The sequence below is a fragment of the Pseudaquidulcibacter saccharophilus genome (assembly GCF_019455445.1).
Lineage (GTDB): Bacteria > Pseudomonadota > Alphaproteobacteria > Caulobacterales > Aquidulcibacteraceae > Pseudaquidulcibacter > Pseudaquidulcibacter saccharophilus.
In genome coordinates, this window is sequence record NZ_JAHWUS010000003.1 from 523514 (window position 1) to 549423 (window position 25910).

Here is a 25910-nt window from a genome sequence, read left to right on the forward strand (position 1 = left end):
GCGTATAATAATTTATCAAATTAAAAAAGGATTGACTAATGCGTAAAGTTTTTGCTGGTTTATTGGTTTTAGCTTCTATCACACCGCTTTATGTGCAGGCGGGGCCATTTGGTAGAAATTTAGGAAATAGAGAATTTGGCAATCGCGTTTTTGGTGCAAGGGCTACTGATGCTGCACCAATTGAAAATATGCAACGAGGCTCAATTATAGTTGATGGGCAAACCCGTACTTATCAATATTATATTCCAACTGGCGGTGGAAAACTGCCTGTGGTTATCATGCTTCATGGTGGTGGTGGGAATTCCGACAATGCGATTAGAATGACGCATTTTAACCGACTTGCAGACAAAGAGAAATTCATTGCTGTTTTTCCTGATGGAAGTGGGCGCCAAGCCGATAAATTACTTACATGGAATGCAAGCCATTGTTGCGGATATGCCATGCAAAACAATGTTGATGATGTTAAATTTATTTCTAATTTGATTGATGTTTTTATTAACACCCAGAATGCGGATAGTAAGCGTATCTATGTTACTGGGATGTCAAATGGGGCAATGATGACCCATAAAATTGGAATGAATCTAAGCAATAAAGTTGCGGCTATTGCAACTGATGTCGGCACGGTCTTTGGTGACGAGCCAATGGCAAAGGGACCATTAGCAGTAATGATGATTAACGGTGGTCTTGATGAGAATGTTCCGCCAGCAGGTGGCGCACCGGGTGGTCCCGGTCGTCGGGCATGGAGTGTTGATACAATTCCAAATACCTATGCACAATCTGAATATTGGGCAAAAAACAATCATTGCACATCGCCTGTTAAATCATCTTATAATTCAATGGTTGATGTAACCAAATATTCTTGTCCTTCAAATTATGATGTTGTGCATTATTTGGTAAAAGATAATGGTCATGCGTGGCCGGGCGGGCGCAAAGGTTCGGGTGTTGGAAATGGTCCATCACAATCATTTGATGCCAGTGAAGAAATTTGGAAATTTTTTAAAGCGCACCCAAAACAATAGTTCGATATTCATTATAGAGGCTTGCAGGGTGGCATAATTTATGCTCAGACTTGATTTGCGGGGTAATTATGCAGCTTAATATAGTTGAGGATGTCTTTAAATTTAAACAAGTTTTCCGAATCGCCCATGGTGCAAGAACTGAGGCGCGAGTTGTTAAGGTAACGCTTTCACAAGACGGATTTATAGGTCAGGGTGAATGCGTTCCTTATCCGCGCTATGGTGAAAGCCCACAAAGTGTTATGGCACAAATAGAGGCGGTAAGGGGCCAAATAGAGGCGGGTGTATCAATTGATGGTGCCCAAAGTTTGTTACCGCATGGTGCGGCGCGTAATGCGCTTGATTGTGCGCTTTGGGATTTAAAGGCAAAGCAGGAAGGGGCACGCGTTTGGGAGTTAGCAGGCCTTCCAACACCGCAACCTGTTCTTAGTGCGATTACAATCGTGATTGATGAACTAGATAAAATGGTTGCATCGGCGCTTTCATATAAAGATTTCCCATTGCTGAAAATCAAAATTGGTAGCGAAGGGGATATTGCATCGGTTGTTGAAATTGCCAAAGTACGAAATGACGCCAGCCTTATTATCGATGCCAATGAGGCACTAGATATTAATGGTCTACACCGTCTTTTGAATGCATGTGATGGCTTGAATATTGCCCTTATTGAACAGCCATTAAAGGCGTCTGATGATGAAGAATTACGAAATATCAAAAGCCCATTTGTGATTTGCGCCGATGAGGCATTCCACACATCTGCCGATATTGAACGGCTTGCTTCCAAATACGATGCTGTAAACGTAAAAATTGATAAAACTGGTGGCTTTACCGAAGGCTTGAAATCAATAAAAATGGCCAAAGCCGCTGGATTAAAAACCATGATGGGGTGTATGGTTGGGACCAGTTTGGTTACTGCGCCTGCACAAATTTTGGCTAATATGACCGAATGGGTTGATTTGGACGGCCCGCTCTTACTTGCCGAAGATCGTGAGTTTCCACTTGAAAACAATGGTGCTTTTTTATCTCCACCTGATAGAAAACTTTGGGGTTAAGCATGGATATTGGAACGTTGTTTCTTGGCGATTATTTTGCAATGAGGCAGCATTTCATAAAGCTTGCAAACGACAATGGGTTTTTAATCGAAAGTTTTGAAAACCCGCACAAAGGACCCAATTATAAACCCGTATTCATGGATTTTGCATCGGCGGGAAGTGAAGATGCAAAAAGCCTATTGGTAATTATTTCAGGCACGCACGGGCCAGAGGGTTATTGTGGTTCGGCAATACAAAGTGGCTTGTTAAAATCGAGTAAGGCAAAACAGTGGGCGAATAAACATAAAATATTGTTTGTTCATGCACATAACCCGTTTGGCTTTGCATGGGATGTTAGGTTCAACGAAGATAATGTGGATTTAAACCGTAATTATCTAGATGACTTTACAAATTTACCGGAAAATTTGCTTTATGACGAGATTAAAGATTGGGCCGTGCCACAAGATTTGTCCGAAGATGGGTTAAATTATTCGATTAAAAACCTTATGAATTATGCCCGTTCAAATGGCTTTCAGAAATTACAAAGTGCGCTTACTGCTGGGCAATATAGCCATCCATCAGGTGTTTATTATGGTGGCAATTCGCCAACATGGTCACATTTGATACTTAAAAACCACATTGGTAAATACGCTGAATGTATTGATAATATTGTCTTTATTGATATCCACACCGGTCTCGGTGATTATGGAAAGTGTGAATTAATTTCATCATTGCCAAATGGCACCATTGGCTTTGAAAAACTACATAAAATATGGGGTGATGAGGTTAAGTCCAGTGCAACAGGGGACAGTGTTTCGGCAAAATTAAATGGTTGTCTCGATATAGCTATGATGAAGCATTTGGGCGAAAATAGGACATCATTCATAGCAGCAGAATTTGGTACTATTGACCCTATATCGGTTTTTCGTGCAACCCAAGCGGCAACATGGCTTTTGAACAATGATGGTTTAAATACCGAACTTGGTGAAATGGTGCGCGCACAAAATCGTGCTGCGTTTTATCCCAATGATTTGGAATGGTATAATTCTGTTTGGCATAAAGCCGAGGAAATTATTTCAAAAGCTGTGGATAATTTATAAATTTATCATAAAAATTTTGCGAAATGCACGAAATTAATTTGCCCACGCTTTTGGGCTGTTATAATGTTACATATTGAGTCCGATTAGGAGGCTGATTGGATTTTTATTGAAAGGTAAAAAATGAAACAAGTTTCTGCGTCATTAGCGATTATTGCTTTTGCACTTTTGAGTGCAACCTATGCCAAAGCTGACGAAGGTATGTGGACATTTGATAATTTCCCATCCGATAAAGTTGAAAAGGAATATGGATTTAAGCCTACAAAAGAATGGCTAAATAATATTCAAAATTCTGCTGTCCGTTTATCTTCTGGTTGTTCTGCAAGCTTCGTTTCTGAAAATGGCCTAATTCTTACAAATTGGCATTGCAGTGCTGAATGTACCGCTAACCTTACTACAAAGGAAAATGACTATTCAAAAGATGGTTTTTTTGCCTACAAGCGCGAAGATGAAAAACAATGCCCAGGTATGGAAGCACAAGTTCTTGAGCAGATTATTGACGTAACCCCAACAATTAAATCTGCTATTGCGGGATTGCCACAAGATAAAATCTCAAGCGCGCGCAATGCGGCGATTTCCAAAGCCGAGGAGGATGCTTGTAAAGGTCTGGATACGAATAAATACCATTGTGACCTTGTAACTCTTTACCGCGGTGGTGAATATAAAATATATAAATACCGAAACTATAATGACGTAAGACTAGTATTCGAACCAGAATATGCGGTTGGTTTCTTTGGTGGCGATCCAGATAATTTTAACTTCCCGCGCTATAACCTCGATTCATCATTCTTGCGCGCATATGAAAATGGCAAACCAGTTAAGTCTAAAAACTTCTTAAAATGGACCACTGATGTGCCAAAAGAAGGGGAGTTGGTTTTTGTTGCCGGCAACCCTGGTTCAACTCAGCGCCTTAAAACCGTGAAGCAACTTGAATTTAACCGTGATCAAGTTTTACCTGTGCAACAATTGGTTCGTTCTGAATTGCGTGGTCGTTTAACAGAATATGTAAATCAATCTGATGATAATCGCCGCGAAGCAGGAGATTTATTATTTGGCATTGAAAACTCATTCAAAGCACGTTTTGGCCAAATGCGGGCATTATCTGACCCTGAATTCTTTGCAATTAAAGTCAATGAGGAAAAAGACTTACGGGCAAAGGTTGATGCGGACCCTGCTTTGAAAGCAAAAATTGGTAACCCGTGGGCGGATATTGAGAAAGCAACCGCAAAACAACAAGATCTATATCAAACTTTTGATTTCTTAGAGGCTCGTCCAGGTTCAATCTCAAGCCTTTATAGTGCGGCACGTATGATTGTTCGCGCCGCGGATGAGGCACAAAAGCCTGCTGCCGAGCGTTTACCTGGCTATTCTGCGGCTGGTTTAAAAGCTATTGAACATAATTTAATGGCAAAAACTCCTGTTTATAAAGACCAAGAAATTATGGGCCTTGAAACATGGCTTTCAAAAACACGTGAATATTTAACGGTTGATGATGCGAATGTAAAAACACTTTTGGGCAAAGAAAGCCCAGAGGCATTGGCAAGACGCTTGATTAATAACACCAAACTTGAAGATTTGGATTATCGCAAAAAACTATTGGATGGTGGCAAGGCGGCGGTTTATGCCTCCGATGATCCATTAATCCAATTTGTGATTAAGACAGACCCACAAGCACGTGCAATCCGTGAAAAATATATGGCCGAAGTAGATGGCCCAATGAGTGCGGCGGCAGAAAAAATTGCGCAGGCACGTTTTGCTGTTTACGGAAATCAACTTTATCCAGACGCAACTTTTACCCTTCGTCTTTCTTATGGCAAAATCCAGGGTTGGACATATAATGGTGTAACCGTTCCGCCTTATACAAAAATGGGCGGTGCATATGAACGCGCGACTGGTTCATTCCCATTTGAAATGGCGCCAAAATGGCTCGCTAAAGAAGATAAAATCAATAAAGACGTTGTTTTCGATATGTCTTCGAACAATGATATTATTGGTGGTAACTCTGGCTCACCAATGATTGATAAACAAGGCCGCGTAGTTGGCGCTGTGTTTGACGGTAATATCCATTCATTAGGTGGTGATTTTGCCTTCGACCCACGATTGAATCGTGCGGTAACTGTTTCAACTGCGGCAATTACCGAAGCGTTAAAAAATATCTATGGCCTTGATTATCTTGTCAAAGAATTAGGCGCGAAATAAAACGCACAAAATTGATAAAAGCCCCCGAAAACGGGGGCTTTTTTTATAGGCCAATTTTAATTTTTCCCGATGGGGTTTCAATATATTTATAGATTAAATAGGCAATTGAAATAGTGCAGAATAGCCATACCATGCCGATATATAAGTCACCTTTTATGTTATACATCCAAAACCATGTCTTGGTTATAGTAAGCATAAATCCATGCGTCATAAACATTGAATAAGAAATTTTTCCGAAGAAATCGCCAATCGGATTATTTAATATCACGCTCTTAAATTTAATAAGGCCGGCAATCATAATCGGAAATCCGATATATGCTAGAATATATTCAAAGTACAAATTGTTGCGACGTATATTAAAATAGAATGCGGTTACAATTAATAATACAATCGCCAGTGTCTTAAGAAGATTGTCGTATTTTTCAGGAAGTTTTGCCATATATCTTGCGGCGATAATGCCTGCAAATAAACTTAATAATGCGCGCCCGCCACCAAAGAAAAAGGTTTTGTTATTCCATCCAATATTAAGGCTTGGGTGATGATAATTAATCCATGGATTAAAAATAATCGCGATGAAAAAGCCGAAGAACAAAATTGTATAAATTGTGAATGTTGATTTGGCGCCAAACTTTGCCCACGCAAGAAAGACCATGCCAATTATAAATTCCCAAAAAATGGTCCAAACCTGAAACGCAAAAGGGTAAATGGTTCCATTTTTAATCAATTCTTCGGCGCCCATATGCGGTAAAACAAGAATATTTAGAAAAAATGCCTGAACCCAAGTGACTATTTGCCGATCAAAAGAATCAAAAATGTATATTCGGTATAGGCCAATTATTGCACCAATAATTGTAACGGCAAAGAATACCGGATAAATCCGCCAAAAACGCTTGATGAAAAATGATTTGTATCTTGTCTTTGAAATCTGAACGGCGTCGAAACGCGCCATCATTAGAAATCCACTGACAATAAAGAAAATTTCAACTGCAAGATAACCATGCGGCAGCAATTGGTGCCGCCCAAACATTGCGAAACCATGATATATGGTGATTATAATTGCGCATAAACCTTTTAAGGTGTCGAGAGATCGATACCGCCCCATATTTATCCATCAAAATTATTATATCAGATTTCAATATATATTTTTAAATTCTTGAAACGACTTTAACCAGAGAGTTATAAAAATGTGAAGGGGAACATGTGACAATTTCTTTTTAAAAAGAGGCTTAAAAAGAATCTAAAGCGATATTTTTGATAATTAAAGGCACTGAAAGTTTCGAATTTGTTATAAATGGCAAGATTTTGCTAAATAAAAAGTCATTATACGCAAAATTAGTTCATTATTTTGGCAAAACAAAGTTAATGTTGTTTATGCTGTCGAAAAAATTGACGTTAGCGGTGCATAATGGTCAATATTGGTTCAAGTGATTTATTATCACAAAGCTATGGTGGCAATGAATTTTGTAGTTTGAAGGATTTTGTTAATCGGCATTTATGCTTCTCCTCCTCCCGCGTGATGCTGAATAATTAATTGATTTCAAAGCTATTTATTGCTGCCAAATTTTGAACCCTCAAATAACCGTGAAAACGGGCTCTGATTAAAAATCGGTTTTTTGCATTCTCCGATTTTTTTAATTTAGACATTGTAACCCTGAACTAGAAATGGTTCAGGGTTATTTTGTATTTGCGCCAACGCGTCTTAAAATTACCTCTAGCTTTTGCTCCATTAGAGGGTCTCTCGCGGATGGCGCTGTAATAATTGCGTTATCAAGCGCAAAATCATGCGGTGACGGGGTTCTTTGTGTGCCACTTACTGCTTCACATAGATTTTTTATAAGTTGCTTTGCCGCGGCACTATTGTGATGAAGTACTTTTATAACGCTAGTAACATCAACATTATCATGGTCTTCATTCCAGCAATCATAATCTGTTACCATTGCAACAGTAACGTATGGGATTTCTGCTTCACGCGCTAATTTTGCTTCTGGCATATTGGTCATGCCGATAACGTCGCATCCCCAATTGCGGTAAAGTTCTGATTCTGCACGGGTGGAAAATTGCGGCCCTTCCATAGCGAGGTATGTACCGCCTTTGTGAACTGTTACCCCGGTCTTTATGGCTGCATCATAAGCCATTTCAACTAGCCTATCGCAAACTGGATGCGCCATTGAAACATGGGCAACCAAGCCCGTATCAAAGAATGATTTTGGCCTTGCAATTGTTCTATCTATAAATTGGTCAACAATTACGAAATGCTCTGGTGCATAGCGATGTTTTAATGAGCCAACGGCAGAAAGTGAAACTATATCGGTAACACCAACCCTTTTTAATGCTTCAATATTGGCACGATAATTAATTGAACTTGGGGTGTATTTATGACCGCGGCCATGCCTTGGTAAAAAAACGACTTCTTGACCATTCAAATCGGCAATAAAGAGGTCGTCAGATGGTGACCCAAAATTAGTTTCAATGCCAACCCATTCGCCTTTAAGCCCATCGATTTCATAAAGGCCAGAGCCACCAATAATTCCTAATTTCCAGGTCATTTTTTTACACAACTTAAGCTAATTTTAATAAAATTACTTCAAAGTAAGTGGGTATATTTTTACCATGAAGCTAAAATGATGATTAATACCAATAAGCTAATACTTTGAAAAAAAGATATTGCCAATAAGGAGAGTGAATATGCATATGCCAAATAGTTTGAATACAGAAGAAATGACTAATGCATATGATACTAAATTGGCACAAGCAATTCATGATATTTCACAAATCAGCGGTCCTTTGGGGCTTGAATTAGTTTCTGTAAGCGGTGCAGTTGAAGAAGTTGTACGTTCGCACAACCATCAAACGGCAACATTGGTGAGTATTTCTTCTTCGACACAAGATGTATCCAAGCAAAATCTCATGATGAGTGAGAAGCTTAAAGATGCAGAACAGATTATTAGACACTCTGCTGTGGATACAGATAAACGTATTACGCATGCAACCGAAGCCATGAATACATGGGCGAATAGTGCGCAGCAATCTGCTGACAGGGTTAATGAGCTTGCGCGACTTCTTGATGATGTAAACCAAATTGCAAAATCAATCGAAGCCATTGCATCAAACATTAATCTACTTGCTTTGAATGCAAATATAGAAGCAGCAAGGGCAGGCGAGGCGGGGCGCGGCTTTGCGGTTGTTGCCGCAGAGGTTAAGATGCTTTCTAACCGTACACGTGAATCATCTGTGCACATTCAATCAACTGTTGGTTTGTTAACCTCAGAAATTTCTGGATTAAAGGCATCAAGTCAAGAAGATTTAATCTTGGCAAAGACAATGTCAGGCGAAATGGGGGATGCCGGTGAATCTTTGGAAGGTTTGCGGCAATCGTTCAACAATATTCAAAATATTGTATCAGAAATATCTGACACTGCGGCATATAATGCAGCTTCTACCGAAGGCGTAGTAAGTGAATTAAACAAACTTACAAGTGATGTTAAGGTCGTTGATAATCTTATGATTGACGCCGGAAAACGTTTAGAAGGCGTTTCAGACATTAGCGAAAAAATCATGCAAATTGTATCATCAGTTGGTGGCGCAAGTGTTGATAGTGAGTTTATTTCTTTTGCATCCGAGGCCGCAACCAAGCTCGCGGTAATTCTTGAAAATGCTGTAGCGAATGGCGAAATTTCTGCCACTGATGTCTTTGACACCAATTATATTGAAATTAAAGGCTCGGATCCACTTCAATATACAACCAAGTTTCTTCCATTGACTGATAAGTATTTTACCGAAATACAAGAAGAAATGCTTGAGCGTAACCAAAATATCGTATTCTGTGCGGCAATTGACAAGAATGGATATTTGCCAACCCATAATAAGAAGTTTTCGTTGCCACAAAAAGCTGGTGATCCTGCTTGGAATGCGGCAAATTGCAGAAATCGCAGAATTTTTAATGATAAAGTTGGTCTAAAATCTGGTCAAAATCAAGGTGAACCGCTTGTTCAAGCATATCGCCGCGACATGGGTAATGGCAATTATGTCATGATGAAAGATGTTTCGGCACCGATTTTTGTCGATGGTCGCCACTGGGGTGGTTTGCGCATAGGTATCAAGGCCTGAACTGTGCTTTAAAAAGCAAAATTTGATACTATATACAACAGGTGCGCAATAAATTGTGCATAGCACAAAATTAAATTAAATTAGATTTGCTTAAGTTGTATATTTATGCAATTAAGCGCTTGTAATTAATATATCGACCAACATTTCAGGAGGTTTGGTTGAAACAGTTTCTCTTTACTATTGCTGGCGTATTTGTCGGCTTGATTTTATTTTTTGTAATACTTCCGATTATTTTACTTGCTGGTGCGGCTGGCTCATCAAAACCTGTAACGCCTAGTAATTCAGTCCTAGTTCTTGATTTACGTAAACAAATTACTGACCAAAAACCCGCAAGCCCATTCGCGTCAATGGATGGCAGTATCGCGGTGGTTGACGTGGTCAATAAATTATATCTTGCGCAATCTGATAATAATGTAAAAGGTCTTTATATCCGTGCACCGGAAGCCGGTATTGCACCAGCACATGCAGAAGAAATTCGTCAGGCAATTATCGATTTTCAAAATTCTGGAAAATTTGTGGTTGCACATGCCCAAGGTTTTGAAATGCCAACGCTTTCAAACTATGCAACTGTTTCTAGCGCAAAAGAAATATGGATGCAGGAAGGCTCTGATTTTACTGCAACCGGCTTAGTTTCTGAAACTATGTTCTATGGCGGTTTGTTTGAAAAATTTGGGATTGTTCCTCAATTTGAGCAATTTTATGAATATAAAAATGCTGCCAACGTATATACGCAAAAAGACTATACCGAGGCTCACCGTGAAGCGACAACTTCATTATTAAGCAGCATTTATAATTCATTCCTTGCCGATATTGCGTTTGACAGAAAAGTTGAAATTGAAAAATTAAAGACTACTTTGGATGCTGCACCGCTTACACCTGAACAAGCATTGCAAGCAAAATTGATTACGCACATTGGTATGCCAGAAGAGGCACTTGATTTTGCAATTTCACAAGCAGGTGGAAAAGGCAAAGCGCAAGCGCTCGATTTTGCTGATTATTCGCCATCGCCAAAATCTGGCCCATCTATTGCCGTTATAAACGGGGAAGGGGCGATTATTACCGGCCCAGACCAACAATCATTATTTAGTAAAGAGCAAATCATGAATTCTGACGCAATTACTGCTGCAATTCGTGATGCGACCGATGATAATGATATTAAGGCGATTGTTTTCCGTGTTTCTTCACCTGGCGGGTCTGCAATCGGCTCGGAACAGATTTGGGCTGCTGTTGAGCGTGCCAAAGCCAAGAAAAAGCCTGTTGTGATTTCAATGGGGGCATATGCGGCATCTGGCGGATATTATGTCTCTGCTGGTGCTGATAAAATCGTTGCTATGCCGACAACTATTACCGGTTCAATCGGGGTTTTGGGCGGTAAAATGGCGGTTAATGGCGCATTGAATAAATATACCGGCATTAACGTAAGCTCTATTCAAATTGGTGGCCCATATGCAACTGCACTATCTGGTGCGGAGCCTTTCACCAACTCGCAACGCGAGGCCTTCCACAACGCTATGGCGCGCATTTATACGCAATTTACCGGCAAGGTTGCCGCTGGTCGTAAGCTGCCTATTGAAAAAGTGCAAGAAATAGCCAAAGGTCGCGTTTGGACAGGTCAACAAGCACAAGGTATTGGTTTGGTTGATAAAGTTGGTGGTTTAATGACCGCAATTGACGAAGCCAAAACACTTGCAGGTATTGATAAGAATAAAACCGTTACTCTTAAACAATATCCGGTTCCAGAAGATCCGTTCAAAGCACTTGCGTCTATGTTTGGCTCTAATACCCAAGCGGCGCGTGCAGCAGCGGTTTATGGCTTATTCCTCGGTGATGCCCGTCTTAATGAGGTTTTGACCGACATCAACGCTGCAAATGACAATAAGGTGCAGGCAAAGGAATATATGCGCGTTAAATAATTGGTTTTAATTGTTTTGAATAAGGCGGCGCATATGTGCCGCCTTTTTTATTGCGCCATACCCAATATTGGGGAGGGGGCGAATAACACTATCAAACGCTATCATTCGCTATCATTGGGTACGAAATGGATAGCATTTATAAAATGCGTTGAGTGGTTTAGATTTGGGTTTTATTGCCATCAACATGTCTGGCAATGCCTCCTTTAGGCGGCACTATAAACCCACATATCTGCGTGTGGATAATGATTAGCCTTTAGGGCAGAGGCAAACCAACCGGATATAATACCAACGGCATTCAGAGTTCTATATTCAGCAAAGCCTTAATTTATAAAAGCAAAGCATTCCGCATACAAATAACCGCACCCAAATAAAAACGGCGGGGAATTTTCCCCGCCGAAATTATAGTTTTTGATAATTCTATTAGAATTTAAGCTTGAAGCCCATGTAGTAAGCGCGGCCCAAAACGTCAAATGCGTTTGGATCAGTGTTACCATCTGGAGAGTTATCAAATACAGGTGGTTCTTTGTCGAATAGGTTATTAACACCAAAGATAAGATCTGTAGATGGTGTAACCGCCCAACGTGCTTGCGCATCTGTAACAGTATAAGCATCAGTACCAATGTAACCACCATCTTCAAATACAGGTAGGTTTCCTTGGTTTTCCATTTTATCGTAATAAGTGGTGTTAACGGTAAGTTTAACGTCACCGATGTTGTAACCTAGAGAAAGAGTTGCTTTGTATTCAGGCAATGTTGCAGAAATATTGTATGAACCAATAGTTCCAGCATATTCAATACCATCCAACTCATATGATTTTAGGTAGTTCATCAACAAGTTCACAGACATTTTGTCGTCAAAGATTTTGCTGTCTTTTACCAACCAACCTAGTGGAAGTTTGTAATCAACGCTTAAGTCAACACCTTGTGTTTGAAGCGCTGAAACGTTGCCCAATGAAGTTCTAACTTTAAGCTCACCAGTTGAGTCGCGATAAATCGCAGGTAGACCGATATCAGAATCGAAACATGCAGTTGAGTTCATGTCATTAGATGCGAAACATGCATTAACAACACCAGAAGCACCACCGAATTTAGTACCGATATAGTCTTCAACTTTGATGTCATAGTAATCAAGAGTTACGGCTAGGCCTGGTACATAAGAAGGACGATAAACCGCACCCAAAGTCAAAGTCTTGCTGGTTTCCGCATCAAGATGCTTGTTACCATAAGAGAATGATTCGATTTGTGAGTTAGGTTGTACGAAACCAACAGTTACAGGGTTTACACCAAGTTGAGCAGTACAGAACGCAATTGTTTGAGCAGAAAGTGTTCTTGATGCACCGTTGTTTACGTTTTTAGTTGAGCAAGGATCGGTGAATTGAGGGAAGCCTTGGTCACCAGATTGGAACAATTCAAACGCAGATGGTGCACGGCTTGCTTGCTGATACATTGCGCGAACCAACAAGTCATTAACAGGTTTCCATTGTAAACCTGCTTTGAATGCAGTGGTTTCACCAACTGATGAGTAGTTTGAGTAACGACCACCAACTTCAAGATCAAGTTTTTGAGCAAACGGAAGATCTGCAAGAAGAGGGAAGGTTGCCTCACCGAAGAATTCAGTAGCGTCATAACCACCAGAAACCGGACGTTCAGCGTTGAAGCCGAAGATGTCGCCAGAGCCGTGAGCAGCATCAGGTTCGAATGCGAAATCATCTTTACGATATTCTGCACCAACGTTGAAGCTTGCATAGCCTGCAGGAAGTTCAAACAGGTCACCACCAATGTTTGCGTTCAATACTGTACGTTCAAAGATTGTTGTATCGCTGAAGTTCAAACGAACGAAGTTAACTGCTGCTTCTGAAGCAGAGTTTGCACCAAACAAATCAAATGGTACGCAAGTTGGGAAGATTGCAAGAACCGCTGCGCCGCAAGAAGTTGTAGTTGCGCCTTGGCTAGTGCCGCGGGTAGCAGCAATCATTCTTGAACGAGAAACGTCGTTATATGTTGCGTCTCTGAATTCAGTTCTTCCGTAAGAAGCACTTACATCCCATTTAAAGCCAGTTGCAGTTGTGCCACCAATGCCAGAGAAGAATTGGAATTGTTTGTTGTTGTGGTCTTGAATACGTGCGCCAACTTGATCCATACGTTTACGGAAAACAAAGTTATCATTTGGATTTGCACGAGCAGCAAGAATTGATGCAAAGCTTGCGTCGATGAATGGGTTATCAGTTGCAACAGACAAACCAGTCATTGGAGTAGGTGCCAATTGGCTAGACTGACGGTTGTCAGTGTAGAACAATTCAAGACGACCAGTTACGTTATCAGTAAAGTTATATTTACCGAAAACAGCTGAAGAGATTCTTTCGCCAGGTGACATAAGGTTGTTTACTGGTGAGAAGTTGTAACGGTCATTAACCGCAGCGGTCATGTCGAAATCGTTACAATAACCTTGTGCAACGCCAGCTGCTGTAAATGAAATGTTAGTTGAAGAACCGTTTGATTGACAACCAGCGTTAGTAGCAGTTGATGCAAACGGGTTCAAAGGAACGTTATCAGCACGACCAGCAACACCAGTTGCAGAACCACCGGCATTTGAATATTTCGCCCAATCGCGTTCACCAGCAAGAACTACATCACGTTTATAGTAAGATGTATAAGCAGTAATGTTACCTTTGCCATCAGCAAAGTCAGTGCCTAAGATTGCTGAGATGTCATAAGACGCACCATCACCAACTTCTGTAATGCCTGATTGGCCAGAAATTTGAAGACCATTGAAGTGATCTTTCATGATGAAGTTAACAACACCAGCCATCGCGTCTGAACCATATGTAGCAGATGCGCCACCAGTAACAACTTCAACTCTTTCAATCAAACCAGCAGGAATTGCGTTAAGGTCGATTGCAGAAGAAGCTTTTGTAGCAGGGGTCATACGGTGACCGTTTACAAGAACTAGAGTTCTTGATGGGCCAAGACCACGAAGGTCAACAGTTGCAGTACCATCTGATGGGTTGTTTGATGCAGCAGTTAAACCAGGAACAACTTGTGGAAGGTTGTTAAGGATTTTTTCTGTTGTAAGCGAGCCAGTAGCTGCGATTTGAGCAGCGCCAAGTGAGGTAATCGGGCTTGCAGAAACGTAATCTTTTTTAGCAATACGAGAACCGGTAACAACAACAGTATCACCAGTTGTAGTATCTTGTGCCATTGCAGGCATAGCCATTGCTAGACCGGAAATAATGGTCCCTGCAAGCAATGCACCGCGCAGTTTATTAGAGTGTAAATTTATTTTCACTGTGGGTTTCTCCTAAAATTTTCCCCTGCTTTGAGACATACAGTCCCATTGCAAAGCGGAAAATTTGTTGAAAACGCCACTTAAGTCAACTTACTTATTACATTTAAGTAAGTGCATTCGCGTAACTTTGTCGCAAGTGTTGCGCAATTGTCGCAATTTGTTAAATCTTTATGTTTTTTATATCTATAATTGAAGATAATTTTCTCAAGATGTAGGAATTATAAGCAAGTTTCTTTCTTGTAAATAAAGCATAGTTCATTAAATTTAGTATATGCAGGTAAATATTATACAATAATTGCCTGTTTTTTGTACATGTTTTTAATGTTTTTGCACGCTTATTAGTTATTTATGCCAGTGAAAATGGCGGGCATTCATTATGCCCGCCAATCAATTATTTAAACTTAGTACTTGAATTTCATACCAATTCGGTAAGTTCTTCCAATTACACCCGCCGCAGAGAAGGCATAGTTGAAGTTTGATACACGTGAAGCATAACCAGTTGAACCATAAGAAGAGTTAGGGTCATAAGGTGCTTCGTTATTGAATATGTTACCAATATCAACATATCCAGTGTAGTTTTCATTTACTTTATACTCGAAGTGAGCGTCAGTATAAATGAAAGGCTTAACTTCACAAACAACAGGTGTTTTACCATCACGGTAGTAAGAGATTGTATGCAAGCCAGCAGCACATGGTTGATCCCATGTATCGCCTTGGTCCATTGCAATCCAGTTATAGCTACCAGTGTAATAAGTTGTGAAGGTAGTGCTGAAGTTGCCATATTCAAATGTATTCTGCCAGTTACCTTTCCACTTTGGAGTACCAGAACCAGAAGTAATATCGTTATTACCTAAGGTACCATCAAAGCGTTCTACGTTACCTGCCATATCTTTTTGTTTGTAATATGAAATATATGATGCTTGAAGCCCAGTATTCCATTTCACAGTGTTGAAAAGATTAAAGCGACCATTTGCAGCAAAGTCAAAACCAGAGTTGGTCATTTCAGCCAAGTTTTGGCGTGTGAAAATAACATATGCAACACGTGGAATTGCATTTGGATAAAGCGTATCAGCTTCATCGGCAACAATTTTATAACCATCCGGAACGGTCTGACCAGCAAGGAATGCCTCAACAGCAGCGGCCCAACCAGATGGAGTCATGATAACATCTTTTTTGGTGATTTTGTAATAATCAAGAGACAAATCAATGTTTTTCAATGGACGATAAACAACGCCAAGAGATGCACCAGTTGATTTTTCAGGTTTTAGGTCTTTTGCGGCAATTGTTGTTTTACCAATGCTGAATGCACTAGCATAAGTGTTGTTACCATGTGACGCCTTCCAAGCAGCGTTGCTAGACGTATAGCTAACAAAGCCTGTGGTTGGATCAGAGTTGGTTTCAGCAATTGAAGGGGCACGGAAACCTTTTGAGATGCTTCCACGGAATGCCAAGGTTGGCATTACTTCCCAGCGACCACTAAGTTTTGGTGAAAATGCTGATTGACCAGTTGAGTATTTGTCATAACGACCGCCAAGATTAAGATCTAGGCCTTTTAATACTGGCGCATTCAATTCAAAGAATGCCGCATGAACAGAACGTCCACCAACTGCACCAAATGGGTTAATCGCAGAAGTCCAACGCATAGTTGGATCGCCGCCAATTGGGTCTGGGTTCGCAGAGCGGTTTGAGATAGATTCCCAACGGGTATCAAGGCCCAAACCAATTGTTGACATACCGCCAGGCATAGAAATCAAATCTCTTGATGCGATACCTCTCAACTCGATTAGCTGTGAAACAGAGTTTTGAGTATTAACTGGTGCGATATAATCTCTTGTTGCCTGTGTGTTTGCAGACGGATTAACAAAGTTATACATACCGCTGTTAATGGCATTAACAAGATGGTTTAAATATAGAACGCCGTGACGCTCATAAGTAAGCCTGTTGTCAGATGCAGCGAGGTCAACACTATAATTCCATTTACCCGCACTTCCATCGATGCCAGTAGCAAAGCGGAATACTTGGTCAGTGGTTTCAGTGTAACGAGGAATATCTTCAAAGCGATAGAAGATTCTTGCAACATAACCTTGTGACGCAAATGGGTTGTTAGGGTTAAGTGTGCCATTAGCAGATGTACATGTAACTGTACCGATTGGGCATACATAAACTGGTAAGTATGCACCTAGAGAACCATATACACTGTTGGTTGCGTTCAAGCTAAATGTTGTACCAGCTTGACCAGCAGTTGCACCGCTTCTTAAAGGTTGCGGCGTGCCATCAAGGTGAGACTTATACTGATAGCCGCTAAACATGAAGTGAACTTGAAGGTTATCGCTTAGGTCTTTTACGCCATGCATAGCAAATGATGCACGAGTGTTTTCAGGATTCAAAACCGCGTATTTGTTTACGACATCCAACTGACAGAATGTTGGGTTAGATGCATAACCAGATGTTGCTGTCGCACCAGGAACCATTGCTGTTCCAACGGTTACAGATGTCATAGAACCACAGCCTGCAGAAGGGTTGATTAATTGGTAATCACCTTTTTGAGTAGTGCCTAAATATGGTCTAACAACTGCTACACCAGTACCAGCGGTGCTTGCGCCAGTAAATGTGCCGTCAAATTGCAAACCGTTTACAATACCATTTGTACGGCATGTTTGCTTGCCATCAACAACTGATGTTGCGCATAAACCGCTCATATTTGCTGTATTATAAGGATAGTCTAGATCATAAGCATGTAGCTCATCAGTGTGTTGATATTCTGCAGCAAAATAAAGGTTATAGCCATCATCAGCTAACTTTCCTTTGCCCCATAATATATTACCACCATAGTTTGCCTTACCGCCATCAAAACGGTTGCCACCGTATATTTTACCGCTTAAGCCTTTATATTCTTTGCGGCTGATAACGTTAATAACGCCTGCAATGGCATCCGCGCCATATGTTGAAGACGCACCTTCTTGAAGGACGTCCATTTGCGCTGTTACCATGTTAGGAATTGCGTTCAAGTCAACAAAGTTTCTTGTCGCATCATCGGCAAGTGGATAGTATGCCATGCGCATGCCATCAACAATTGTTAATGTTGAGTTTGATGTCATAGAGCGTAATGAAATAGCAGATGCACCTTGTGCAAAGTTTCCGCCTGCAGACCATTCGTTGGTCATTGCGCCACCACCGTTACCAGGAAGTGTTTGCGCAATTGCTTCAATTGTGGTTCCGCCACGTTTTTCCATTTGCACGGCACTGATTTCTGTAATCGGCGCATTTGCTTTTAGGTTCTTGTTGCGGATAATCGAGCCTGTTACAATAACTACGTTCTCATCGCTCTTTACGGCCGTTTTTTCTTGCGCCATTGCCGGTGATATAAATATCATTCCCGAAATAATGGTCCCAGCAAGCAAAGCACCGCGTAGTGTGTTTTGTCTGTTTTGTCTTTCCAATGTAGGTTTCTCCTAAAATATTCCCCCGCACTGAGGCAAAAAGCCCCACTGCAATAAAAAATTTGTTAGAAAATTACTACTTAGTCAATCCAAACATTACATTTTTGACATGATTTCTGCACATTTTTGCCATAATTAATGCATGATTTTGCCATTATTTAGAAAAATCATTATTAGATTGGCATTTTGGCAACCAATTCTATCTAAAAAAGGTGTGTATTGGTTGGCGTAAAATATGAAATACTAAATATTGAATTGTTGCTTATTGTTTTTTGTTTCAGTCTTTGTCTGATTCAATGTTTCTATATTTAATATTTGTACTCATGTTCAGGAATATAAAAAAGGCGGCCCTTTAAAGAGCCGCCTTTTATTTAAAATCAAATGATTAAAAACTAGAAGTTTTTACGGAAGCTTGCATAGAATGTGCGTCCATACAAATCATAAGGACCACCAGCAACAGAGTTGCCCAAGCGAGTGTACCAACCAGAAATCTGGTTCATAGAAACGTTTGGTGGAGTTTCATCAAACACATTGTTAACACCAGCAGTTACAGACCAATCATCAGATTTATAACGAACTGAGAAACCATGAGTAATAGTTGCTTCAGTGTAAGGTTTAACTCGAGTGGTTGTTTTCGAGTAGATAGAACCTACAAGGTCTGAGTTTTCTACGCCGTAGTTAGCAAGATATTGCTCATTATTGTAAGCATAGTTTGATGCTTTACCAATAAAGTCGATATCCCATGTATATGTCCAATCGCCACGATCAAAACGAACAGTTGCGTCACCAACGAAGCTTGGTTGATAAATCAAGCCAGCATAATCGTCTTTTTCACCCAAAAACTCTTCGCCAGATTCAAGCATCCAGCTACCAGATAGGTTAACTGTCAACTTACCTAATGAGAATTCTTTGCGGTAATCAGCTTCTAAATCGATACCACGGCTAGTTAGCTGTTCAATGTTAACGTAACCAGTTGTAATAGAAGTGATTTTACCAAATTCAGAAGAGGTTGGATTTGTATCGCGTGTAAATTTGCTGCACAGTTCAGTACGACCAGTATAGCACAAATATGGAATGTAATAAGCATTCAATTTTGTGATAGTGTCATTAACTGTAATGTCATAATAATCTACGCGCATACGAAGATTTGTAGATTTTGGTGTCCAAGTTAAGCCAATATCCCAGTTGTCAGCTTTTTCAGGTTTAAGAATACCTTGAGAGCCTTGAGTGATAATAAGGGCAGACGAATAAGCACCTTGGTATGCAGGGTCTAGACCAATAGCCGAACAAGCCGCTTTGATTTCAGTATCTGTTGAATCTCCCCATTCAATACAAGGGTCAACAGAAGTTTGACCTAAGAAACCAGTTTGGTTTGCAAGGAACAATTCATAAAGTGCTGGTGCACGGAAGTTTGTGCCTTGTGAAGCAGAGAAACGGAACTCTGGAGTAATTTGCCAATTTAAATTAGCTTTATATACGCCATTTGATCCGTAAGATTTATATTTAGATTGACGTCCAGAAAGGTTCAAATCAAGCTTTTCAACCAAAGGAAGTTTTGCAAGAACCGGAATATCCAATTCCAAGAAACCTTCTTTAACATTGTCTGTTCCTTTTGTACGGCCCGCACCAGTTGAGCCCCAAAGGTTTCCATCTTGAGTGATTGGACCTGGTTGGTCATCAATTGACTCTTCACGGTAATGTAAACCAGCTGCAAATTTCAAAGGACCTGCAGGAAGTTCAAATGCAGTACCGTTAATAGATGCTTCTACGATATTTTGTTCGTAATCAGTTTTACCAACATCATGCGCAAAGAAATATTTTGTTTGCGCCGCGTCCCAATCGCCAGTTGCAACACTGTTTGCGTTCAACCAGTTAAATGGAACACAACCTGCGCCTGATCCAGTAGGACAGCCAACGATTGCTTGTTGGAACTCATCATATTTAATTACGTCTTGACCGTATTTACCGTGTGATTTACCGGTTTGCGCGTAAATTTCCCATTCCCAATCATTTGCAAATGCAGGCAATAAATCGCCAAAGCCACCGCCAATAGAAGCATTGAAACGGTAAGTGTCAATTGATTGGTCGTTGTTGAAGTCAAATAATGCAACTGGGGCTGCATAACCACCAAATGGGTTATAAGATGCGCCCGGTGCAGTTAACCAAGAAGTTGTAACTGGAGATGCAAAAATTTGACGAAGTGAACGGAATTCTGATTCACGTTTGTTGTAGATTAAATCAGTTTTAACTTCCAAATCTTCACCAAATGGTAGTTGATAACGACCAGATGCGTATAGAGATGTAGTTTTAACAGGGTTTACTACAGTTGTTTCATCATTTTTAGATGATTTGAACGGGCGAAGCAAAATTTGTGCTGTCGGAGTTGCTGATGAACCACCAGTCGAAGTACCGATTTTTTTCCAACCCGGAATTGGGCCAGTTGAAGTAGAGTCAGGAACCCATTCACCAGCATTTGCACCGGAATAAACTCTTACAAGACCTTGAAGTTGGTTGTAGCATTTATATTGACCAGTTGCAGGATCAATTAGGTCGGCACGAGCGCCAGTTGTAGGGTTGAATGCATATTCTTGCTGACATTGTGCCCAATCACGATCTCCAGCTGTAAGTGCTTTACGTTCGTAATACTCGCCACCAATCATTACGTTGCCACGATCAAAGTTCCAGCCATATGAACCGTCAACGCCATAACGTTCGCCACCACCGTCTTGGGTGACATAGGCTTTTGCACCGATTTTGCCGCCTTTTTGGTTGGTGTTGGTAATGATGTTAACAACGCCGCCAACAGCTTCAGAACCATATACAGTTGATGCACCATCTTTTAGGAACTCAACACGGTTTTGCATAGAGAATGGAATGGTGTTCAAATCAACTGCGGCAACAGTACCACGAACACCAGCAGGAGGCATACGCTTACCGTTTACAAGAACAAGAGTCCTAGTAGCACCAAGTCCTCTCAAGCTTACTGTGTTAACGCCAGGGCCACCATCAACAACATAGCCATTCCATGTTGAGTTAACCTGTTGTGCGCCAGCTGCAGTAGTTGAGCCGTAAATTACGTCAGAAGTTTCTGCATCACCTTTTAGTACAGATTCTTCGTTAGTAATTACCTGAATTGGAGATGTTGAGTTGAATTCGTTGCGACGAATACGAGAACCAGTAACAACTACGACACTTTCGTCTTTCTTTACTGCTTCTTCTTTTTTCTCAACTTTACTGTCTTCTTTTTTCGTTTCTTGTGCAAAAGCACTAGTACCAAGCATAAGCATCATTGCAGCAAAGCTTGTACCTAAAAGACCAGCTTTTCTAAATTTCATGGTCAATTCAATTCTCCCGTCTAATATAAAGAGCCAAAACCACGTCACAGGATTGGTAATTTAAGATTAAAATTAAATCATAATACAGCAATGGAAACCTGCTTAATTGAAGAATTTACAAAAAAGCAATGTATATCGCCAAACTAACAAGTTCCGTGATTAAACTTTAGTAATGGTTGGTGCGCAAAATTTACAAGTATTAATCGCAGTTATATGAAATGTTTTTATACAAATGAGTAAATTTAAAAGTGATTTGTTACGAATTTGCAACAATTGTTATTGCTTTAAGCAATATTATTCGTTGTGTTTAGCATTTTTTGCCTTATTGCAAAATGGTATCAAGGTTTGATTGCAAATTTCATTTCACACAGGAATTTAGATTCGTATGTGACAAATCTCTATCATTTGTCATCATTAGCAATAACTATATTTCGGTTGAAATAAAAATTAATAAACTATAGATATACGTGCATTGGGCGTATTGAAACTTTTAAAGAAGTATGGTTTCAATTGCCTTAGATTAACATGTTTTTATCTTTACATTTTTTCATGTTTAATAATTAAATTTTTAAATGTTTTCAAATCCGAGAAATGGAATATATATTGGGCTAAATTATTTCTTAAAATGAAATAGCCTAATTTATTCTTATATTTTGGAACGAGCTTTCTGGAGTGGCTGATGCAAAAATTCAAGAAAAATTTTCTGATGACCTTAACTAGTTTGGCTACGGTTGGCCTTGTTTCTTATGGATTGCCAGCTATGGCAGAGCCTTGGAAACCTTCCACACCTGCATTGCCTGTTAGTAACATTGCTGATTTGCAAGTTATGAGTAGCGTAGTTATTTCACCTGATGGAAAACATGTTGCGGCTGTTACACTTGGCAGTAATAGACAAAATGTTGTGACCGTTTGGTCAACGGATGACATGACCAAGGCGCCGGTAACTATTGGCGCATCGTCAATGTCCATATATTCAGTACAATTCCTGAAAAATGATCGTATTATGATAACCGGTCTTACTCCTGTTACCATGGGAGCGAATTCAGAATGGTACGCCAAATATACTATTACAGACCTTGAAGGCAAAAAGTTTATTGAGCCATTTGGAAGTCAGGGCGAAATTTCAAACAAAGCTGGATTAGTTAGTCGACTTGGTAATGATAAGGAAAACGTATTATTTCAGGTTTTTAACGAAAAATCTTATACAGTAGATTTAGTGAAATATAATATTTATAAAGGAACCCAAGAAAGGCTTGCTCGTGGCGGTGACTACGAAGAATATGGCAGAGTCGATTCTAAAGGTGAACTAAGAACTAAATCTGAATTGAAACCTGAAGGCGGTAGTTGGATTAACCACATTTATTGGAAAAATCCTTCCGGCGATTGGATAGAACAACTTCCTCTTAAAGATGACATACATGAGAGACATACAATAAGTATTATCAAGCTTAATTATGATGCATCCAAGGCGTGGGTTATATCCAACCAGGAAGCAAATTATGCAGAAATAAAATTGTATGATTTCGCAACCCAAAAGTATGAAAAAACGCTTTTCAAAAATACTGAGTTTGATGCATCTGGCGTAGTATTCTGGCAACCATCTGAAGATGCTAATGAAGATGATCCAGTTTTGGGTGATATAGTGGCCGGTTATTGCTATGATGAGGCTGCAGAAGTTTGCGTTTATTCTGACCCAACTCTAAAAGGGTTACAGGCAAAATTAGAAAAATTATTCCCAAATACAAATGTATCTATTGTTGCAAGAAAAGGTGGTAAAGCTACTTTAGTGAAGGTCTCTGCGCCGCAATATCCAACGACTTGGTTCTTGCTTAAAGATGGCAAAAATCTAATTAAGATTGGTAGTGTTCTAAAAGATTTTGATATGAAAAATCTCGGAACAGCTCAATGGGTTGATATACCTGCGCGTGATGGAAATAAAATTCCATCCGTTGTTTACCTCCCACCTGGATACGATAAAACAAAAGATGGAACTATACCTTTGGTTGTTATGCCGCATGGTGGACCTTGGGCGCGCGATTATTGGGATTGGGATTTTTCTAATTGGGCACAAATGTTTGCAACACGCGGATTTGCGGTTATCCAACCGAATTATCGAGGTTCTGAGGGACTTGGCTTGCAACATTGGAAAAATGGCGACAAGCAATGGGGTCTTGGAATGCAAGATGACGTTGATGATTCCGCGAAATGGCTAGTTGCACAAGGTGTTGCTGACCCTAACCGTATGATGGTGTATGGTTACTCTTATGGTGGTTTCTCGGCATCTGCTGCTGCAGCTCGCTCTGGAGGCGCTTCTAAGGGCTTATGGCAATGCGCAATTTCAGGTGCGCCTGTAATTGATATTGATAAACTAAGGACTAATGAATGGGGTGAGGGGCGTATCCAACGTAAGGTACAAGGTTGGACCGTTGACGGATGGAACCCTCAAAAACATCTTGATGAAGTGGAAATTCCTTGGCTAATTTATCATGGTGAATATGATCGTCAGGCTGATACAATGTATTCACATGATGCAACTGCTAAAATGAAGGCTTTGAATAAACCTAACTTTAAATATGTTGAAATTCCGCGAATGTCGCACCCTTTGGTTAAACAATACCCTGTACAACGCGAGTATTATTTGAACTTGATGTTGGATTGGATGGCAAACGATTGCGGAAATATTTCAAAATATTTTGATGCACCAGATTCATCGTCCGCTGTAAAGAAAAAGCCGCCAAGCGGTCAGTAAATAATAAAAAGCCCCCAGAAATGGGGGCTTTTTCATTTTATGCATAGATATCTTGAGCGGTGGTAATCGTTTGGATTATCTGCCCAGCCTGTTATGTTTGGATTTACTAGGTTGCGACTTGAATCGAAGTAAATTGGAATAAATGCATTATCTTTAAGTGCAATTTTCTCTGCTTTTTCAATTAGTTCTTTGCGTTTGTTTGCATCTTTTTCAAAATCAGATTGTCGTAAATATGTATCAAAGTCTGGATTTGAATATTTGCCGTAATTCATTTCACCTGCTGATGTTTCAAAAGCATATAAAAAGTTGCGTGCGTCATTAAAATCAGCAACCCAACCGGCATCGCCAACCTCAAAATCGCCTCTTTGCATTTTGTCGTAATTAATTTGAACATCGTTGCCAACAATGTGAACATTTACCCAATCGCGGCCAATGTCGCGCCAGTTTTGTTGAACAACAGGCGCTATTCTTGGGTTATCGCGTGAATTACGATAGCTAAAGGTGAAATCCAATGGGTGTCCTGGGCCATAACCTGCTTCTTTCAGTAGTTTACGTGCCAGTTCTAATTTTTGCGCACGTGGCAAATCTTTCCAATCTTGGTGCACTTTTTCAAAATCATAATTAAAGATACCTTTGGGAACTAATGAATACGCAGGTCTTTGTCCACCTTTTAAAATTTCATTGGTAATAAATTCACGGTCAATGGCAAGTGATAATGCTTCGCGAACTTTCGGGTCGTTAAAAGGCTTCTTTTTGATATTGAAGATATAATAGGTTATTGAGTTGTAATCAGAAATCCTTGCATAACCTGGCATGGTTCTATCTATTTCTTCACGTCTGGAGCCGCCAAAGTTGGTATGTATGTCAAGTCTATCTGTTTTTACCTGACGCTCGGCAGCAATGTCATCTTGGGTGGGGTAAAAATAAACCCCATCAAGGCAAACATTTTTTGCATCATAATATTTAGGGTTTTTGGAAATGTAAATAAAGTCGTTTGGTGACCATTGTTCTAGTTTAAAAGCACCATTTACAACAATATGCTCTGGGTTTATCCAGCTATCACCGTATTTTTCGACAACATGTTTGGGAACTGGATAGCTAATTGGATGGGTTAAAAAGTCTAATAAATAGCTTGCAGGATGTTCGAGGGTAACTTGAACGGTTTTGGGGTCAATCGCTTTGATGCCAAGTGCATCTTTTGGTAATTTTCCGTCAAAAACCTGTTCTGCATTTTTTACTAAAAACAACATTGATGCATATTGTGTTGGTGGTTTCATTGTTAATAGGCGTTGCCAACCATAAACAAAATCATCCGCTGTTACAGGAACCCCGTCTGACCATTTTGCATCGCGTAACTTAAAGGTCCAGACCAAGCCGTCAGGGCTTGTAGTCCAAGAAGTTGCCATACCGCTGATTGTTTTTCCATCCGCAGTCGAAGTTGTTAAGCCTTCAAGCATATCAGAAATTATTTGATGTTCCCATGTCCCGGTTGCGACATAAGGATCAAGGCTTTTAGGTTCGCCGCTATTGCCAAAATGTATTATTTTGTCGCCACTTTGCTCATTTTTTTTGCTGCATGCGCCAAGCCCGCCACTTAAAAATAATGTCAAACAGGTTGCAGCAAGTAATTTATTATAAATCCGTCTGTTGGCGCTCATTATATCAATCTCGGTAATGCTAATAAATTAATTTGAATTTATTCATGATTAAGATATGAATCTCATGAACCACTATCAAGGCT

13 protein-coding genes are annotated in these 25910 nt (G+C 40.1%); 7 read left to right on the forward strand and 6 right to left on the reverse strand.

Annotation, left to right across the window (positions count from 1 at the left end; all coding sequences use genetic code 11):
• Window positions 1–38: 38 nt before the first annotated feature.
• The 4 genes from KXV15_RS11035 to KXV15_RS11050 all read left to right on the forward strand — a co-directional run bounded on the left by KXV15_RS11035 (window position 39) and on the right by KXV15_RS11050 (window position 5340).
• Window positions 39–1019: a CE1 family esterase gene (locus KXV15_RS11035; RefSeq protein ID WP_240008238.1), complete on the forward strand. Its 981-nt coding sequence runs from the start codon at window positions 39–41 to the stop codon at window positions 1017–1019.
• A 68-nt stretch (window positions 1020–1087) separates the two neighbouring features.
• Window positions 1088–2065, forward strand: coding sequence for an N-acetyl-D-Glu racemase DgcA (gene dgcA, locus KXV15_RS11040; RefSeq protein ID WP_240008239.1), 978 nt, complete (start codon window positions 1088–1090; stop codon window positions 2063–2065).
• Window positions 2066–2067: 2 nt separating this feature from the next.
• On the forward strand, window positions 2068–3144 hold the full coding sequence (locus KXV15_RS11045; protein ID WP_240008240.1) for a DUF2817 domain-containing protein: 1077 nt from the start codon (window positions 2068–2070) through the stop codon (window positions 3142–3144).
• Window positions 3145–3264: 120 nt separating this feature from the next.
• The gene (locus KXV15_RS11050; protein WP_240008241.1) at window positions 3265–5340 is read left to right on the forward strand and encodes a S46 family peptidase; all 2076 of its coding nucleotides are present in this window, start codon (window positions 3265–3267) and stop codon (window positions 5338–5340) included.
• A gap of 43 nt (window positions 5341–5383) precedes the next feature.
• On the opposite strand, the gene KXV15_RS11055 is transcribed toward KXV15_RS11050, so the two are convergent.
• Together KXV15_RS11055 and KXV15_RS11060 are read right to left on the reverse strand one after the other, a co-directional pair.
• Window positions 5384–6442 carry an acyltransferase family protein gene (locus KXV15_RS11055; RefSeq protein WP_240008242.1) on the reverse strand — a complete coding sequence of 353 codons (1059 nt, stop codon included), beginning with the start codon at window positions 6440–6442 and terminating at the stop codon, window positions 5384–5386.
• Between the two features lie 571 nt (window positions 6443–7013).
• Window positions 7014–7886 (reverse strand): S-methyl-5'-thioadenosine phosphorylase, encoded by an 873-nt coding sequence (locus KXV15_RS11060; RefSeq protein ID WP_240008243.1) that lies wholly within the window; start codon window positions 7884–7886, stop codon window positions 7014–7016.
• A gap of 145 nt (window positions 7887–8031) precedes the next feature.
• Here KXV15_RS11060 and KXV15_RS11065 point away from each other — a divergent pair, with 145 nt between their 5' ends.
• Together KXV15_RS11065 and sppA are read left to right on the forward strand one after the other, a co-directional pair.
• Entirely contained in the window at window positions 8032–9447 is a 1416-nt protein-coding gene (locus tag KXV15_RS11065; RefSeq protein ID WP_240008244.1) for a methyl-accepting chemotaxis protein, read from the forward strand.
• Window positions 9448–9605: 158 nt separating this feature from the next.
• Window positions 9606–11360, forward strand: coding sequence for a signal peptide peptidase SppA (gene sppA, locus KXV15_RS11070; protein WP_240008245.1), 1755 nt, complete (start codon window positions 9606–9608; stop codon window positions 11358–11360).
• Window positions 11361–11780: 420 nt separating this feature from the next.
• Here the strand turns inward: sppA and KXV15_RS11075 are convergent, their stop codons facing one another.
• The 3 genes from KXV15_RS11075 to KXV15_RS11085 form a co-directional block, all read right to left on the reverse strand.
• Window positions 11781–14645, reverse strand: coding sequence for a TonB-dependent receptor domain-containing protein (locus KXV15_RS11075; RefSeq protein WP_240008246.1), 2865 nt, complete (start codon window positions 14643–14645; stop codon window positions 11781–11783).
• A gap of 401 nt (window positions 14646–15046) precedes the next feature.
• The gene (locus KXV15_RS11080; RefSeq protein ID WP_240008247.1) at window positions 15047–18085 is read right to left on the reverse strand and encodes a TonB-dependent receptor plug domain-containing protein; all 3039 of its coding nucleotides are present in this window, start codon (window positions 18083–18085) and stop codon (window positions 15047–15049) included.
• Between the two features lie 392 nt (window positions 18086–18477).
• The gene (locus KXV15_RS11085; protein ID WP_240008248.1) at window positions 18478–21420 is read right to left on the reverse strand and encodes a TonB-dependent receptor plug domain-containing protein; all 2943 of its coding nucleotides are present in this window, start codon (window positions 21418–21420) and stop codon (window positions 18478–18480) included.
• Between the two features lie 679 nt (window positions 21421–22099).
• Between KXV15_RS11085 and KXV15_RS11090 the strand changes: the two genes are divergently transcribed.
• Window positions 22100–24169, forward strand: coding sequence for an alpha/beta hydrolase family protein (locus tag KXV15_RS11090; protein WP_240008249.1), 2070 nt, complete (start codon window positions 22100–22102; stop codon window positions 24167–24169).
• 32 nt (window positions 24170–24201) lie between these two features.
• Here KXV15_RS11090 and KXV15_RS11095 read toward each other — a convergent pair whose 3' ends face one another.
• On the reverse strand, window positions 24202–25827 hold the full coding sequence (locus KXV15_RS11095) for a peptide ABC transporter substrate-binding protein (protein WP_240008250.1): 1626 nt from the start codon (window positions 25825–25827) through the stop codon (window positions 24202–24204).
• Between the last annotated feature and the right edge of the window lie 83 nt (window positions 25828–25910).

Coding starts and splice junctions, on each gene's coding strand:
- KXV15_RS11035 (WP_240008238.1), top strand. CDS start 39: ATGCGTAAAGTTTTTGCTGGTTTATTGGTTTTAGCTTCTATCACACCG.
- dgcA (WP_240008239.1), top strand. CDS start 1,088: ATGCAGCTTAATATAGTTGAGGATGTCTTTAAATTTAAACAAGTTTTC.
- KXV15_RS11045 (WP_240008240.1), top strand. CDS start 2,068: ATGGATATTGGAACGTTGTTTCTTGGCGATTATTTTGCAATGAGGCAG.
- KXV15_RS11050 (WP_240008241.1), top strand. CDS start 3,265: ATGAAACAAGTTTCTGCGTCATTAGCGATTATTGCTTTTGCACTTTTG.
- KXV15_RS11055 (WP_240008242.1), bottom strand. CDS start 6,442: ATGGGGCGGTATCGATCTCTCGACACCTTAAAAGGTTTATGCGCAATT.
- KXV15_RS11060 (WP_240008243.1), bottom strand. CDS start 7,886: ATGACCTGGAAATTAGGAATTATTGGTGGCTCTGGCCTTTATGAAATC.
- KXV15_RS11065 (WP_240008244.1), top strand. CDS start 8,032: ATGCCAAATAGTTTGAATACAGAAGAAATGACTAATGCATATGATACT.
- KXV15_RS11085 (WP_240008248.1), bottom strand. CDS start 21,420: ATGAAATTTAGAAAAGCTGGTCTTTTAGGTACAAGCTTTGCTGCAATG.
- KXV15_RS11090 (WP_240008249.1), top strand. CDS start 22,100: ATGCAAAAATTCAAGAAAAATTTTCTGATGACCTTAACTAGTTTGGCT.
- KXV15_RS11095 (WP_240008250.1), bottom strand. CDS start 25,827: ATGAGCGCCAACAGACGGATTTATAATAAATTACTTGCTGCAACCTGT.